General features: G+C 39.6%; 16 protein-coding genes and 2 pseudogenes. 9 read left to right on the top strand and 9 right to left on the bottom strand.

Going from position 1 to position 15,698, the window contains the following annotated elements; translation table 11 throughout:
* Positions 1–252 precede the first annotated feature (252 nt).
* Entirely contained in the window at positions 253–1,608 is a 1,356-nt protein-coding gene (locus tag QXS89_03615) for a RuvB-like helicase (GenBank protein MEM3831261.1), read from the top strand.
* A 478-nt stretch (positions 1,609–2,086) separates the two neighbouring features.
* A complete protein-coding gene (locus QXS89_03610) occupies positions 2,087–3,532 on the top strand; it encodes an RtcB family protein (protein ID MEM3831260.1) in 1,446 nt (481 codons plus the stop codon).
* Between the two features lie 16 nt (positions 3,533–3,548).
* Here QXS89_03610 and QXS89_03605 read toward each other — a convergent pair whose 3' ends face one another.
* Positions 3,549–3,968, bottom strand: coding sequence for a CBS domain-containing protein (locus tag QXS89_03605; GenBank protein ID MEM3831259.1), 420 nt, complete (start codon positions 3,966–3,968; stop codon positions 3,549–3,551).
* A gap of 88 nt (positions 3,969–4,056) precedes the next feature.
* Between QXS89_03605 and QXS89_03600 the strand changes: the two genes are divergently transcribed.
* Both QXS89_03600 and QXS89_03595 read left to right on the top strand, forming a co-directional pair.
* Positions 4,057–4,542 carry an HIT domain-containing protein gene (locus tag QXS89_03600; GenBank protein MEM3831258.1) on the top strand — a complete coding sequence of 162 codons (486 nt, stop codon included), beginning with the start codon at positions 4,057–4,059 and terminating at the stop codon, positions 4,540–4,542.
* 91 nt (positions 4,543–4,633) lie between these two features.
* Positions 4,634–5,299, top strand: coding sequence for a stage II sporulation protein M (locus tag QXS89_03595; protein ID MEM3831257.1), 666 nt, complete (start codon positions 4,634–4,636; stop codon positions 5,297–5,299).
* Between the two features lie 12 nt (positions 5,300–5,311).
* Here the strand turns inward: QXS89_03595 and radA are convergent.
* The 5 genes and pseudogenes from radA to QXS89_03570 all read right to left on the bottom strand — a co-directional run bounded on the left by radA (position 5,312) and on the right by QXS89_03570 (position 9,811).
* Positions 5,312–5,923: pseudogene (gene radA / locus QXS89_03590) on the bottom strand (DNA repair and recombination protein RadA).
* 6 nt (positions 5,924–5,929) lie between these two features.
* A pseudogene (locus QXS89_03585) lies at positions 5,930–7,684 on the bottom strand (hypothetical protein).
* A 254-nt stretch (positions 7,685–7,938) separates the two neighbouring features.
* Complete coding sequence (locus QXS89_03580) at positions 7,939–8,673, bottom strand: TatD family hydrolase (protein MEM3831256.1); 735 nt, start codon at positions 8,671–8,673, stop codon at positions 7,939–7,941.
* 2 nt (positions 8,674–8,675) lie between these two features.
* Complete coding sequence (ribC, locus tag QXS89_03575; protein MEM3831255.1) at positions 8,676–9,146, bottom strand: riboflavin synthase; 471 nt, start codon at positions 9,144–9,146, stop codon at positions 8,676–8,678.
* On the bottom strand, positions 9,143–9,811 hold the full coding sequence (locus tag QXS89_03570; GenBank protein ID MEM3831254.1) for a 3,4-dihydroxy-2-butanone-4-phosphate synthase: 669 nt from the start codon (positions 9,809–9,811) through the stop codon (positions 9,143–9,145). The genes ribC and QXS89_03570 overlap by 4 nt, the downstream gene beginning before the upstream one ends.
* A gap of 120 nt (positions 9,812–9,931) precedes the next feature.
* On the opposite strand from QXS89_03570, the gene QXS89_03565 reads away from it, so the two are divergent.
* Complete coding sequence (locus QXS89_03565) at positions 9,932–10,057, top strand: hypothetical protein (GenBank protein ID MEM3831253.1); 126 nt, start codon at positions 9,932–9,934, stop codon at positions 10,055–10,057.
* Here QXS89_03565 and QXS89_03560 read toward each other — a convergent pair.
* The 3 genes from QXS89_03560 to QXS89_03550 are packed head-to-tail and all read right to left on the bottom strand — an operon-like array spanning position 10,040 to position 12,670.
* Positions 10,040–10,903: a hypothetical protein gene (locus QXS89_03560; protein MEM3831252.1), complete on the bottom strand. Its 864-nt coding sequence runs from the start codon at positions 10,901–10,903 to the stop codon at positions 10,040–10,042. The two genes, QXS89_03565 and QXS89_03560, sit on opposite strands and share 18 nt — an antisense overlap.
* A 34-nt stretch (positions 10,904–10,937) precedes the next feature.
* Positions 10,938–11,729 carry an endonuclease NucS gene (locus tag QXS89_03555; GenBank protein MEM3831251.1) on the bottom strand — a complete coding sequence of 264 codons (792 nt, stop codon included), beginning with the start codon at positions 11,727–11,729 and terminating at the stop codon, positions 10,938–10,940.
* Positions 11,690–12,670 (bottom strand): hypothetical protein, encoded by a 981-nt coding sequence (locus tag QXS89_03550; protein MEM3831250.1) that lies wholly within the window; start codon positions 12,668–12,670, stop codon positions 11,690–11,692. Before QXS89_03550 ends, QXS89_03555 begins: the two co-directional genes overlap by 40 nt.
* Positions 12,671–12,740: 70 nt before the next feature.
* Between QXS89_03550 and QXS89_03545 the strand changes: the two genes are divergently transcribed.
* The 4 genes from QXS89_03545 (at position 12,741) to QXS89_03530 (ending at position 15,594) form a co-directional block, all read left to right on the top strand.
* Positions 12,741–13,976 carry a C/D box methylation guide ribonucleoprotein complex aNOP56 subunit gene (locus tag QXS89_03545; GenBank protein MEM3831249.1) on the top strand — a complete coding sequence of 412 codons (1,236 nt, stop codon included), beginning with the start codon at positions 12,741–12,743 and terminating at the stop codon, positions 13,974–13,976.
* Between the two features lie 61 nt (positions 13,977–14,037).
* Positions 14,038–14,742 (top strand): fibrillarin-like rRNA/tRNA 2'-O-methyltransferase, encoded by a 705-nt coding sequence (locus QXS89_03540; protein ID MEM3831248.1) that lies wholly within the window; start codon positions 14,038–14,040, stop codon positions 14,740–14,742.
* A 170-nt stretch (positions 14,743–14,912) separates the two neighbouring features.
* The gene (locus QXS89_03535; GenBank protein MEM3831247.1) at positions 14,913–15,224 is read left to right on the top strand and encodes a 50S ribosomal protein L14e; all 312 of its coding nucleotides are present in this window, start codon (positions 14,913–14,915) and stop codon (positions 15,222–15,224) included.
* A 64-nt stretch (positions 15,225–15,288) separates the two neighbouring features.
* Positions 15,289–15,594, top strand: a complete 306-nt coding sequence (locus QXS89_03530) for a zinc ribbon domain-containing protein (protein ID MEM3831246.1) — start codon at positions 15,289–15,291, stop codon at positions 15,592–15,594.
* Positions 15,595–15,698: the final 104 nt, after the last annotated feature.

Genomic DNA, 15,698 nt, shown 5'->3' with positions numbered 1-15,698 from the left:
TCTGTGCTCTTACTACTGTTGTTAGCAGTGGTGCTACTCCTGCGAGAACTAGTATTAAGAGTGTGAATCCTAATATTCTTCTATATGTATAGGTTTTCATTCTCTTCTTCACCGTCACCAAAGGGCTTTGTATGAGGTGTATTTAAAGATAGTGTGTGCACTTGTGGTCACAAGTTTTTTATGTGTTCTAAGCTTTGATCTTGTAAAATGCTTTAAAACAGGATCTATGAATAATATTTTCAGGGGGGTTTAATGAGTGAGGTTATAAGAGAGGTAAAGCTTCAGCTCAGGAGAAGAGGATTTCACACCCATATAAGAGGATTAGGCGTTGATGAGAATGGTAGAGCTAGCTTCATAGGTGATGGTCTGGTAGGGCAGGTTAAAGCTAGAGAAGCTGCATGGATCGTTGTTAAAATGATTAAAGAAGGTAAGATGGCTGGTAGAGGTATTCTATTTGTAGGACCTTCTGGAAGTGGTAAGACAGCACTAGCAATAGGAATAGCCAGAGAACTTGGCGAGGACACTCCCTTCGTTGATATAAGCGCTTCAGATATATACTCTGCTGAAGTTAAGAAGACAGAGGTTCTAACACAAGCTCTTAGAAGAGCTATAGGTGTTAGAATTAGAGAGATGAGAACAGTATATGAAGGCTATGTTAAGGATATCAGGATTAGAAGAGTTAAACATCCTTATAATCCCTACGCATTCATACCTAGAGAAGCTTCTATAACACTCGCTACATCAGATGATCAGGTCACCTTAAACGTGGGTCAGAGCGTTGTAGAACAGCTCATAGAAAGAGGTGTTAGAAAAGGAGATGTAATATGGATCGATGCTGAGACAGGTGCTGTTAACATTATTGGAAGAGCTGAGGTGGAGGGTGCTAGAGTATATGATGTGGATATATATAGAAAAACAGAGATCCCTAAAGGACCTGTTAAAAAACAGAAAGAGATAGTTAGAACCTTCACACTACACGACCTAGATCTCAACATGGCTCTCAGAAAAGCATCTATATTCTCCATATTCGGTTTCGAAAGCGAGAGAGAAATAGATCCAGAGCTTAGAAAACAAGTTGATGAACTCGTTAGAAAATGGATTGAAGAAGGACGTGCAGAGCTTATACCAGGTGTTATCTTCATAGATGATGCTCACATGCTCGATATAGAAGTTTTCAGCTTCCTATCAAGAGCCATGGAGAGCGAGATGGCACCTATAATCATAATGGCTACGAATAGAGGTATAACAAGGATCAGAGGAACAGATCAGGAATCTCCACATGGCATGCCTCTAGATCTTCTAGACAGACTACTTATAATACCCACCCACCCATATACTAGAGATGAGATCCGCGAAATACTCAAGATAAGAGCTGAAGAAGAAGAAGTAGTTCTAGACGAGAAAGCACTAGAAGAACTAGTCGAGATAGGAGCGACAACAAGCCTGAGACACGCGGTACAACTTATGGAGCCTGCGAGAATTATAGCGAGACAGAAGAACAGGGATAAAGTCATGGTAGAAGATGTAAGAGAAGCAGCACAGCTTTTCATAGATGTGAGAAACAGTGTAGAACACGTTAGAAAATATGAGGAGCTTTTCATGAGATAGGTAAGATGTTCTCCGGAATTCAGCTTCTTATCAGCTTAGAGATAAGCTAGATAGCCGATATACTTACATCTCAAAATGATTCAAGAGAACCTATCTCATCTAATTTTCCTATACATACTTATCTAGCATGATGGTTCTGGAGCTAAACTCTCTAAGCCCGCTGTAGAAACACTCTATACAGGAGTTAGAGAAGAGATAGAAAACCTACGAGGGGTCTAAAAACAAGATTATAGTAGAAGAGCGATATAGAGCTATAAACCAGGATGAAGCCTAAAACATTTGTAGAAGATATGATGAGGTTGAGAGGAGGAGTATATAGAAGAATTCCACAGAGTTTTCATAATAGAGGAGCGGGCATCAGCTGATATAGACCGATATAAAATGAATCAGCTGTTCAAGCTTCTAGCTGAGAAAGTTATAAAAGGAGTTTTAGTCTTATTAGGTGATTATGCTCTATATAATATACTGAGGTGTGTCTATGTCTGTGAGAGTTGAGAAGACTTCAGAAGAGTACGTGTATATAATACCTAAGGGCTCTAGGCAGGGTATGAGAACAGATGTGATGATCTATGCAGATGATTTTCTGCTAAGCAAGATGAGAGAAGATCTAACACTAGTTCAGGGAGCTAACGTAGCCACACTCCCTGGAATTCTTGGGAAGGTTCATGTGCTTCCAGACGGGCATCAAGGCTATGGATTTCCAGTAGGTGGTGTTGCGGGTTTTGACGTTGATGAAGGTATCATATCTCCTGGAGGTATAGGTTATGATATAAACTGCGGTGTAAGACTTCTGAGAACTAATCTAACAGAGAAGGATGTAAGACCTAAGCTTAGAGAACTTGTTGATACACTATTTGATAACATACCTAGCGGTGTTGGAGCTACTGGAAAGCTCAGACTCACTATTGATGAGCTTAATAAGGTTCTTGATGAGGGTGTTGAATGGGCTGTTTCAAGAGGCTTTGGATGGGATAAGGATAGAGAGTATATAGAGTCTAGAGGAAGGATCGAATGGGCTGATTCTACGAAAGTCTCTAAAGTTGCTAAAGAGAGAGGCAGAGAACAGCTGGGAACCTTAGGAGCTGGGAATCACTTTCTAGAGGTCCAGGTTGTCGACAGGATCTATAATGAGAATGTAGCTAAAAAGCTAGGCTTATTCGAAGGACAGGTGGTGGTAATGATCCACACAGGATCCAGAGGATTAGGTCATCAGGTTGCCAGCGATTATCTTATTATAATGGAGAGAGCTATGAAGAAGTACGGTATCTCACCACCAGATAGAGAGCTCGCATCAGTACCATTTAATTCTAGAGAGGGTCAAGACTACTTCAGAGCTATGGCTGCTGCTGCTAATTTCGCGTTCACAAATAGACAGCTTATAACGCATTGGAGTAGAGAGAGTTTTGCTAAAGTGTTTGGAACAGAAGCTGAGAATCTGGATCTAAGCATAGTATATGATGTGGCTCATAATATAGCTAAAATAGAGGAATATGTTATAGATGGTAAGAGGAGGAGGGTTATAGTTCATAGAAAAGGTGCTACAAGAGCATTCCCGCCAGAGCATCCTGAGATACCTGAAGCTCATAGAAGCATTGGTCAGGTCGTGCTAATACCAGGTAGCATGGGTACTGCAAGTTATGTGATGATAGGAACTAGAGAGAGTGAGAGAACATTCTACTCGGCACCACATGGAGCTGGAAGATGGTCTAGCAGAGCTGGAGCTGTGAGAAGCTATCCAGCTGAGAAGGTTCTAAGCGAGTTAAGTAGCAAAGGTATTTATGTGAGAGCTGTTGATAGAAGGATCATATCTGAGGAGGCTCCTCAAGCATATAAAGATGTTGATAGAGTAGCTCTTGTAGCAGATAAGGTTGGGATTTCAAGGCTTGTAGCAAGACTCAGACCTATAGGAGTTGCAAAGGGTTGAAAATATAATACTCTTTCTATCTCATGAGAGAGAATAGAAGAGATATAGAATCTATTACATCTCTAAACGATATTATACCGATAAGCTTTCCCTCTTCATTAACAACGGGCAGATGCCTAACATTTAATTCTCTCATCTTCTCCATAGCTGTAGTAATGAGATCATTCTCCTTCACCGTGACAGGATTCTCAGTCATAATACTCCATGCTGGAGCATCTCTTCTTATGTTCTTTGCAAAAGCATATACTATATCTCTTTCAGTGATTATACCTGTAGGCTTTCCCTCGCTATCAACCACGACAACGCTTCCAACACCTTTCTCGTACATCATAGCTGCTATTGTTGAGATCTGGGTGTTTTCATTAGCTGTTACAACCTCACGGATCATTATATCTGATACTCTTAGAGGAACTTCTCTTCTTCTAACAAGAGGCATTTTAAAACACCTAATTATATTTGTCTAGAGAGCTTAATATATTGAGAGGAGTATCATATTGAAAGAAGAACTCCTCAGAGGATACGGTATTGATATTCTATGGACTCCATGGAGGATGAGCTATATATCATCAGCTGATAAGATCTCAGAATGTATATTTTGCAAAGCTTTTGAAGAACCCGAGAAATATCATGTGGTGCTGAGAAGTGAAAGCTCTATAGCATTACTCAACGCATACCCTTATAACACTGCACATGTAATGATAGCCCCACGAAGACATGTCCCCGACATCATTTTTCTAGAAGATGATGAGATTCTAGATCTCGTGAGAATTCTCAAGAAGATAATCAAAGCCATAAGAAGAGAGTACAATCCTCAGGGGTTTAACATAGGAGTGAATATAGGTAGAATAGCTGGAGCTGGCATAGAATCACATCTTCACATACATGTGGTTCCTAGATGGAGTGGAGATACGAACTTTCTACCAATAATCTCAGGAGCTAAGACTATTCCAGAGGATCTTGAAACTACAAGAAGAAGAATAATGAAAGCTCTAGAAGAAGATAGAGAATAGAACTGGTTTTCAAGCCTCGGCTCTGATGCGTGTTTGTATAGGTCGGCTTACTTATATTATTTCTGATAATATTTAGAGTAGGTGTATGAGGTTGAAAACCTACATAGTATTATTGATAGTACTAGCGCTCTTCATAGCATCCGCATACGTTGGAACTCTCACACCAGCTGATTTCAAGAATAATCGCTACACATCCTTCTACGAACAGGCTAAGCAGATCCTGGGAAACGAGAGTTTCTCTCCATCAGATCTCAGAGAAATGCTCATGCTACCTATGAAGATCTTTACTAATAATCTTCTAGTAGCTGTGATAATATATGTTCTCTCCCCAACGATTATAGGATCTATCTTATTCTACATATATCAGGGGTTTATTATCGGAGCTATAATGACAGCTCCTCTACTAGATGCAAACATGTTAGAAACTCTTCAAAGTCTGGCGTACTGTAGATTCTCGGAGCAAGACCTTGTAGTTGTGAAGATAGCTCTATTACTGCCTCATGGTGTATTTGAGATACCTGGTATTGCTTTCAGTTTGATCGCCTCTATAGTTATATCTAAAGCGCTAATAGATCTTATTAGAAGAAAACTTGGTAGAACAGATCTAGAGATCAGCATGAGAAGTGTTATTTTAAGAAGCTTAAGATACATGCTATACTCAGCACTTCTACTGGTAATAGCTGCATTCATAGAAGTCTTTATAACTCCTCTCGTAGGAGGATTCATAGTAGGGCTTCTATGTCTCTTCAAAGCTTGAGAATTTCAGACACTACTCAGATATATCTTGAATGCCTTCCTCGGTTATTGCAAATACAGCCTCACCCTCAGGTAGATGAGGCGCGTCTACTACTCTTGCGATTCTCTTATTACCTCTGCTCTTCCTAAGCTGAACTCTAACACCTGGTGCGTGACCCAGAACATGTCCTCCTACAGCTACTGTTGGGTCTCCATAGAATACATCTGGTCTCGCCATAACCTGATTAGTTATAACTACGGCTATGTTAAATACCTCTGCTAGTGAGAGAAGCTGATGAAGATGTTTATTAAGCTTCTGCTGTCTTAGAGCTAGATTCTCTCTACCAGGATACTCTGCTCTGAAATGTCCTGTCACAGAATCTACTACAACGAGCTTTATATTCTTCTCGGGTATAAGCTCTCTTAGTTCATCTACTACAGCCATCTGATGATCGCTACTGACCACTCTTATATAGTATATGTTATTCATAACCTCGTCAGGATCCATGTTCTTAGCTCTTGCCATGGATTCGATTCTCTCCCACCTGAAAGTTCCCTCGGTATCCATATACACGGCGCCACCTTTCAAACCTCCCTTCTCTGGAGGTAATTGCACATTCACAGAAAGCTGATGGCATATCTGAGTATTATGAAGCAGGACTGGTGCTAAACCTCCAATGAAATTATGATATTTTGGAACTACTAGATCATATACATAGTCGTTGTAATCAACTTCTGAAACCCTCTTAACTCTTATCCAGCGGAATTTCAAAGCTGTGTCAGCTACTTCTATCAGTTTCTCTAACTTGTCGTAAGATCTCTTGAGAATATCATATGATTCTATGCTACTCTCTTCTGAGAATTTCTTCATATAATCCTCTAAAGATCTTCTGAGTTCTATAGCTAGAGATTTAAACTCTCTAACTAAATCTGAGGATACATACCTCCTCTTTTTAGGAGCTTCACGTAGTAGAAGCTTGATCCTAGCTAGAAATGTTATTACCTCATCAGCCTCCTTCTCACTCCTATGAGCTTCTACTATGTCTCTAACATCTGATAGCTCTTCAAAAATCTTTCTCACATATAGAAGCAGTTTAGCCGGGATTCTCTCAAACTTATTATCTTTAATTCTAGACCAAACACTTCTCTCTGAAGTTCTTCCTATACTGCTAAGAGTTTCAGCGTTCACATCAGATCTTCTGATCCTGAGATTGTACGCATCCTCTCCTAAACCTATTGCAGGCTTTATCTTAAATGTGATCCCCAGTCTTGTTAGGATATAAGATATGAATTCCGCAAGCTCCTCACCTCTAATAACAAGTCTGTATGATTTAGGAGTTGTAACAGTCTCACCACCTTCTACAAGCCCTAAGATCAGTATATATAGCATCTCTTCAGGCATTAGATAGAATTTCTCAAATCGAGGAGCTCTAGCATCTAGATCTATGAACTCTGATAGAAAGCTTCTCACACTTCCTAGGAGTATTGTTGTATAGTTACTCTCGATATCTTCTGTGGTGATAGGCTTCTCACCGGTCTTCCTAGTAATATATCTTATGATCCATTCTGCAATCTCTTTCCTCTGAATCCTCACATATGAAAGATCCTTAGATCCTGCCGCCAGAACCACTCCTAGAAAGTATAGATCCTCCTTAGATATACCGAAATCTCGAGGAGTTAGATCCATCGAGATCTTCTTCGGGGCAGCTATATACCATCCTCTAGAGATCTCTCCAGCAGGAATCCATTCTACTCCTCTTTCAGAAAGTGTGAGAAGTTTATGTTTCTTCGTCACCCTGATCACGCCACTCTCAAGTTCTATTTCTATGATCTTTCTAACTCTCTCTCTATATATGTAAGAAACCTCTGCTATTCTAAGATCCTTTCCATCAAATGATACAGTCTTAAGACCGGAAGTTCTTACTGCAGTTCCTTCATCGTGTTTCTCCTCTCCATAGATGCTCTTATACTTCTCATAGATCCTCTCGATAGGCATCAGATGAGGTGTGTCAGGATTCAGAAATAGAACGGGAGTATCTCTTGAAACACACTTTCCAGTACCATACTCTCCGTAGAATTCTGTGATCGTCTTAGTCTCCACGCCACCCCCCAGAAGCTGGTCTAGAGACTTGCTACCAGTGGTTATCCTTCCAATACTAAGTCTCTCCATCTTAACCTCCTTCGCTGTTTTAAATCTTATATCTAGAGCTTCTCTAGCTGTGGCTATGATTTTCTGGGCTGTTGGAAGCGGAACCCCTATAATAGTGCTGAGATCCTGAGCACTTAACACTACCAGGGATTCTATGGTTGTGAAGCCTGATTCTTTAAGTTTTTGAATAACTGATGGCGAGAGATCTAGATCTTCTATACTTTTAATCTTCCTACTTCTATCCTTATCTTCTGGCATCTTAACCTCCATTCTATATATAACCCTTAATAAAGTATTTTTATTTACTTATCTCCAAGATGCTAACTCTAAGAATAGTCAGACTGGTCTAGGTTCATCATATACTCAGACCGGATACTCCTCATCAGTATTGTACCCCGCCCGACCGACCTGCTTCATCTTCATCTATCAAAATGATATCTCCACAGGTGTGAGGAGGCGGGGTCCGTGACTAAATCCTGGCTATGTGGAATATATCTATTTCCATAAGAAGATCAGGAGAATAACCTGCGGTAGTTAGTCTCAAGAATCCTAGTGATATCCTCATAATTTAATCCTCGGATCTCAGCTAGCAACTTTACCGTGCTTAAGATCATTCTAGGAGAGAGTTGCATACCCTTATAGTTGTAGGGGCCGTCACTTTCAACTAGAAAACCTTCTAGATCTACTCTCTTAGCTACTTCCATGTGTTTTCCCTGAATTCTTAATGCTGGATTTATAGAGATCATATATCCGCTAGATCTGATTTCTTTGAGAAGATCTAGAGGTCCTGTATACCAGTGAAATAATGCTTTCTTCACATCATATCTCTGGAGTAGATTGAGAACCCTGCCCCAAGCACCTGGTGAGTGTATATTAAGAGTAACATCACTTCCTCTAATACTCTCTAAGATCTGTGTGAATAGCTGAAGCTGTTTGTTGAAAGAATGAGGAGTGAAAACTAGGTCAAGCCCTACCTCTCCGATACATTTTATCTTAAGTCTTCTCATAACTTCTAGAATTCTCTCAAGATCTCTCTCTTCATATCTCTCAGAATTCCACGGATGTATACCTATGCAAGGCGTGATTCTATCGCTAAATTTCTCCCAGATCTTCAGCGTTCTTATAGAACTCTCCAGATCATCTGATACAGCTGTTATAATAATATCATTCTCTCTAAGAAGATCCTCTATCTCTCTATCAGAATACTCATGAAGATGACAATGAGCATCATATAAGATCTCTACCACCCCTAGATCTTTATAGGACCAGCATCTGGAGCTCCCTGTCTCACACCCATTCCAGCTCTTCCTCTTAGAGCTTCTCCCCCTCTCATTAACAGCATGACAAGATTTTCCGCATGTTTTCTAGCTCTATCTAGAGCTATTTCATATAGCTTCTTCTCATCATCAGCTTCATCTTCATGTACTGTGACATCGATGATATGCTTATTAGTCATAAGCTGTGCCATTATAATACCGATACTGGAAGCCAGATAGCTAAGTTTATCAGTCTCACTCTTACCAACCCAACCTAATGTTATAACGCCTTCACACCCTTCTTCTTCGATGAGTTTCTTCGCTGCGATTGGTATATCTTTTATACCTGGCACTGTGTATCTTATAATTCTAGCATTAGGAATATGATCCTTAATAGTTTTGATAGCAATCTCAGCCATATTAACTCTAGCAAATGTTGTGTCTACAACTCCTATCTTTATCATAAAACACCCTCTTCTCTTAGAAGATCTCTTCCTTCAAGAAATATGATACCTCTCGAAGAAGCATACTTGATCGCATTATCCTTACTCATAGAATCACCTTCATCAAGCATCTCGGCAATAACCATGCTAGGTCTAAGCCCTGCTCTCCTAGCTACAATGAGACTCAGTTCTGTATGACCTCTTCTAATACTAGCACTTCTACCTATTAGTATAGGCACATGTCCTGGAGATACGAAATCTCTGTAGAAGATCTCCCTAGCTAGATCGCTTCTTCCGTTTTCGATAAGATCTACTATTTTATCAAGCTCTCGTATTGTAAGAGCTCTATCCCTATCAGATATACCAGTTCTAACCTTCACATGATTCACGTAGAGGGTGTAGGGAGGCATATCCCCATATCTAAGTCTCTTGTTGGCAAGCTCTCTATATAAAGGATGCTTCATGAGAATATCCGAGAGAAATTCAAGACCAAGCTCTCTAGCAACATGATCTGATGTGACATAACATATAAGTCCTCCAGCTTCTCTTCTAAGCTCGTAAATAGACCTATGATCTATAGAACCTGCGAAGAAAACCATGTCAGTCTCTTCTTCTCTCCCCTCAAGATCATATATAAGGACAGGTCTGCCTCTAATAAGATCCTCTCTAACTTTTTTCCAGTCAATCAACAGGTTTCATCCTTCTGAGTAATACTATTTTCTTTCCCAGCTCTTAAGCGTCTCAGCATGAGACCTAGCAGGATTAGAAGAACACCTATTAAAAGAATTAAAATAATATCGAATTGAATGAAGATCGTCAGAATACCTGAACTTGTACTCGTGGCATTAGCGAAGATAGGAGTTCCAGGACCGATAGGAGTTGTTGTGAAGCTGATGAGGATTATAATAGAAGCTCTACCCATCATATTCTGATAGATCCTCCTCTTCTACTCTTCTCTTAACACCATAAAGCTCGTCTCTATAAGCTTCTAAAAACATGTTATCTCTTCCCATAAATTCAGCAGCCGTAAGGATCTCGACATCATGTTTCTGAGCTTCCTCGGAAACTTCTTTTATTCTCTCTCTATACAGCTTATCTCTTAGAAGATGATGCTCAAGAATCATCTTCCTAGGCCTGGCTTCTCTGATTATTCTAATCAAATTCCTCTTCGAGATCTCAAGATCCTCATCACTCATTTTATAGCCTAGAAGATATGTCAGAGGACCATCTAAGAGAACGATCTCAGGCTTTAAACTTAAAATCCAATTCACATGTTGCTCGAGAGGTGCTCCTTCAATATCTGATGTGTATAGGAATGAGCTTTCTCCATCGCTTATGAATACCTGAACTACGTAGCCGAGCCTAGGATCTTTCCCATGCGGCTGAGCCTCAGAGAATATTATCCTAGTTGAGCCTATGCTGATACTTCTCCCTTCACATGTGTTCAGTTCTTTAACTCTATCTCTTATAAGCTTTAGAAAGATAGATGATCTGATCTTCTGAGAATAATTTATATTCTCAAGAGGATTTTTTATAAAAACCTTCTTGCCATCATATATGTCTAGAGGGATCCTCCTACCTCTATCATGATGATCATAGTGGTAGTGTGTGATGATGAGAATCTCAGCATCTCTAGCCATCTCATAGATCTCTTTAGAACTCTCATCAAGTCTTTTCAACTCTATTTCATGAGGTGGTAGACCGTATCTTCTGGGTGCCAGAGAAACTCCTGGATCTATGTGTATGAGAGCATCTCTAGTCTCTATAAAAGTGCTCATAGATCTAACTCCTAGGCTTTCAAACGCTATAAAACTAATTCTCAGATCCTCCACCTCTTAGATATTCATATAGATCTTTTCTATCACTAGGTTTCAGATTCTTAGAATCTATATAGTAGAAGCCTTGGCTGAGAAGCTCTCTCAGAGCTTCATCAGATATTCCTCCAGCTATTAAAACCCCTGCTACAGAACCTTCTCTATAATGATTTCTCATATACTCCACATATCTTCTAAGCTGATCTACCGCGGCTACTCCAGCTCTCTCGTTTTTAACCTCCACCACATATAGGATGTTTCTAGAATAGTTCTTAAACAAAAGATCAATTCTCCCATGCGGTGTGTGATACTCTCGGCTTATAAGTCTAGCCTCAGGATCTATTGGTAGAGAGCTTGAAGCAATCATGTTAACGAGATCTTTTTCAACACCTTTAACCTCAAAATATCTAGAATATCCGATCCTTGCAACCCCTACGTGGTAGAGTTTATCAAATCTTATCAGAACCTCCTCACGATATTTACTTCTATAGCATCTTATTAGAAGCTCATGATCTTGTGTATGTATGGTACATAAAGATCCTGGAGGCTGCCAGTTGAGAGGATCTCTTCCTACAGCTTCGTGAACCAGTAGAGTTCCATCAGGTTTTATAATGATCATTCTAACATCATATCCTGTCTCAGAACTAGCTCTACCCTTGTATATAACGCTACATCTTCCGATTATTATTACTACACTATTCCTCATGCTTTTTGCAATGATCTCTCTTACAGATTCTAGTTTTCTATGATCTATTGTTCTGTAGATTCCTTCTTCCTCGTCATACTCCATAGAATCTCCCTCACAATATCGATAGTATCTTTAAGACTGTATCCTAGTATGGTTGCGGAAGCAGCTTCCTTATGACCTCCATATTTCCCAGAAGATGTTCTAGATACTATCTCTTTGCATATGCTGAGAGCCTTATCACTTAGAGATCTGACTGTCACAACAATCTTTGAATCCTCTTCTCTCAATATTACCACGTCTTTATTAAACTTCTTACTAGCCTCGGTACATGCTATTCCAAATAATCCAGCATAGATCCTTGATTCTGCGGGCTGGAGATAGAATAATATGAAATCTCCTATAACCTCACCTCTGCTAGCGATCTTATCTAGTAAGTTGTCTACAAGCATTCTTCCAGCTTTAGCCTTGGATCTAAGTTCTTCGAGTTCTTCTATTCTTCCACCTCTAAGCATTGTATTAAGAAGATTTGTTAGAAAACCTATGTCGCTGGGGTCTCTTGATATTGCTAGTTTCAATAGATCTGCAAGGTTCTTTATGTCACTACCTCTAGTTTCACTACCTTCACAAGCATCCGCTATTTCCACAAGGTTTTCTTCATAGGGGTTTAACGTGATCTTAAGAGATTCCTTGATTAGCCTGGGCGTTGATGTAGATCTACTCCATAGAATATTTGCACCAAGGTCTCTGAGCTTATTAACCCATTGACCTGTTGTTGTGTGATGATCTATTATATGGATCTCTGAACCTTTTCCAATACTATTAGCTATAGCTGAGAAAACTTCTTCATCTATAGCTATATCAAGCAATATTATTTTCTCGCAAAAATCTCTGCAGAATCTCTTGATCTCTTTAGAAGCTCTCCAAGGCTGTGTGAATCCTATCATAATATTACTAGGATATAGATCTATGAGAAAATGACGTATATAGAGTGCAGCTGCTATAACACCATCACAATCTCCATGGCTTAAAACCAATACTTTCATTGCGAGAACCTTATATATTGTTCTTCTAAATGTTATTAGGTTTTTAAATACTAATAAGTCGGGTAGTATGATGAATAAGAGGATCTATCTTTCGGAACACATGCTAGGTGTATTTGTCTTAAGCGAGAATGGAGATATATTGTATAAGGTTTTCAGACCTCTCGACATAGATCAGCTTGCGGAAATTATTATCAGAAGAAGATCCGGTGAAGCTGATGAAGCTCTTATAAAGCTTCTCGATATTCTAAAGGAGAAGGAGCCTGATTCGGTAATAGTCATCGAAGAACCTGAGCTTGCTAGAATAATCTCTGAGAGGAATTTAAAGGTTGAGATATCAACTGTTTCAAAGCCTTTGATCATGCTGAGATCCGAGGTTGAGAAGATATATCTATCAGAAGGCTTGTTTAAGAGCTTAGAAGAGTTACGTGGATTCATGCATAGAGTATCTATAGAGGCTACCAGAAGAGAGCTTAGAAGTGTTGTTGGTAGAAGAGATCTTCTCGCGATTCAGAGTATAAGAGCGGTGGATGATATAGATAAAACCCTGAATCTATTCTCAGCAAGACTTAGAGAGTGGTATAGCGTTCACTTCCCAGAGCTAGATGAGCTTGTAGAAGATCATATACAGTATGCGAGAATAGTATATGAAATAGGTAGTAGAGATAACATGACTGTTGAGAAGCTGAAGAGTATAGGGGTTGGTGAGAGTCTTGCTAGAAAAATCATTTCAGCATCTGAGAAGAGTATGGGAAGTGATATTTCAGAAGCCGATCTGGATTCAATGAGATCTCTTGCTAGAATCATGTTAGAACTAAATAGAATCAGATCTGATCTTACTAACTATCTTTCATCTGTAATGAGAGAAGTAGCCCCGAACGTCACAGCACTCGTAGGACCCACCCTAGGAGCTAGATTGCTAAGTCTAGCTGGAAGTCTTGAAGAACTTGCTAAATCGCCCGCGAGCACTATACAAGTTCTAGGAGCTGAGAAAGCATTGTTCAGAGCTCTGAGAACAGGTGGTAAGCCTCCTAAGCATGGTATTCTATTCCAGCATCCTGAGATTCATAGAGCTCCTAGATGGCAGAGAGGTAAAATAGCGAGAGCTCTTGCAACAAAGCTCGCTATCGCTGCTAGAGTAGATTATTACTCAGGAAGATATATAGGTGACAAGCTTAGAGAAGCTCTTGAGCAGAGAATAGAGGAGATTAAGAAAATCTATGCAAAACCACCTCCAAGAGAGGAGAGAACAAAACCTCCAAAACCACCTCCTAAGAAGAAGAGAGGAGAAGGTAAGGAAGGAAGATAGCAGAGATGGTAGTGTGTTTAATAAGTGTTTTGTTATAGAATTAACGTAGGGTTGAGGGTGTATGTCTGAGATACTAAGCTTAGAAGAGCATCCTACGTATAAGAATGTCTACGTGGTAGAGCTTGAAGGAGGTGAGGCGAGGCTTGCTACGAGAAACCTAGCTCCAGGTAGGAGGGTTTATGGTGAGAGATTGTTTAGCTGGGGAGGTGTTGAGTATAGGGAGTGGAATGCTTATAGAAGTAAGCTTGCTGCAGCACTGCTGAAGGGTATTAAAGAGCTTCCTATAAGAGCAGGTCATAAGATCCTGTATCTGGGAGCAGGATCTGGAACTACTCCTAGCCATGTTTCCGACATAGTAGGATCCTCTGGTGTTGTTTACTCTGTAGAGTTTGCACCAAGAGTTATGAGAGATCTAATACTAGTTGCTGAGAGCAGAAGTAATCTAATTCCTATACTGGCTGATGCGAGACAGCCTTTGAAATACAGGTTTATAGTAGATCTAGTTGATGGTATATATGCTGATGTGGCGCAGCCAGAGCAAGCTAAGATCGCGAGTGATAACGCCGAGATCTTTCTAAAAGATCAAGGTTATCTTCTCATGGCTGTTAAGGCTAGGAGTATAGATGTGACTTTAGAACCTACGGAAGTTTATAGAAGGGAGATTGAGGTTCTTAAGGAGAGAGGATTTGAGATAATAGATGTTGTTCATTTAGAACCTTTCGACAAGGATCACGCCATGGTCTATGCGATATATAGAAGGAAATAAGGATCAACTTTAGAACTCTGAAGAAGCAAATAATTCTTAGAATAGATTAGAACCACGCTCTGAATAAGTATAATAGATCATAGATCAGATATTCCATACTTCAAAGAATAAGAACATAAAAATAGTGTAAGTCTTATAAGTTAATTCGATAAAAACATGAAGGGATAGAAATGCCTGCAATAGATATTGGAAGGATCTGTGTTAAAACCAGAGGTAGGGAAGCTGGGAGGAAGTGTGTTATAGTAGATATAATAGACTCCAACTTTGTACTTGTGACAGGTCCTAAAAATCTCTCGGGTGTTAAGAGAAGGAGGATTAATATAAATCATATAGAGCCTACCGATAAGAAAATTAATATTCCTAAGGGAGCATCAGATGAGGCTGTTCTCGAAGCTTTAAAGATCGCTGGTTTAGAGGATTTCATGAAAGAGAGGATTAAGATAAAGACATCACCATTATTATTCGTAAAGAGAATATCTTAGCTTAACACAGCTTTTTCGGTTTTCATATAGATTTATATTGTCTGATGTTGTTCTTCTATGATTATTGTTTTTCTGTGGAGATTTTTTATCTTTCATCTTTTTTCAGCGGGTAGAGAGCTGTGTTCTTCTTCCTATACTTTATAATGTTATACTTTACGAAGTAGAATTCTTCTACTTTAGGGATGCATCATCAACATGCCTAAGATGTGGAGGTGGATTGAATGATGATAGCGGTAGAATACTACAATGCGCTAGATGTGGATTCGTAGGTGATAGAGATGTAATCTTGTGCATCAACATACTCTTAAGATATTTAAGATGTGAGATGCCTGGGATCGCTCTAAACACCCCTAAGGGTGGTGCAAGCTAAAGACTGATGCAAGGGAACAAATATGAGGCGATGAAATCAACTTATATAAACCTACATCAGAGCTGAACACCGTATTAGAGGTTTTTAATCTTCTAATGAGAGTG

It is taken from the genome of Sulfolobales archaeon (assembly GCA_038881635.1).
In the GTDB taxonomy this organism is placed as follows: domain Archaea; phylum Thermoproteota; class Thermoprotei_A; order Sulfolobales; family AG1; genus WYEN01.
This window is presented reverse-complemented; position numbering and strand designations above follow the sequence as displayed.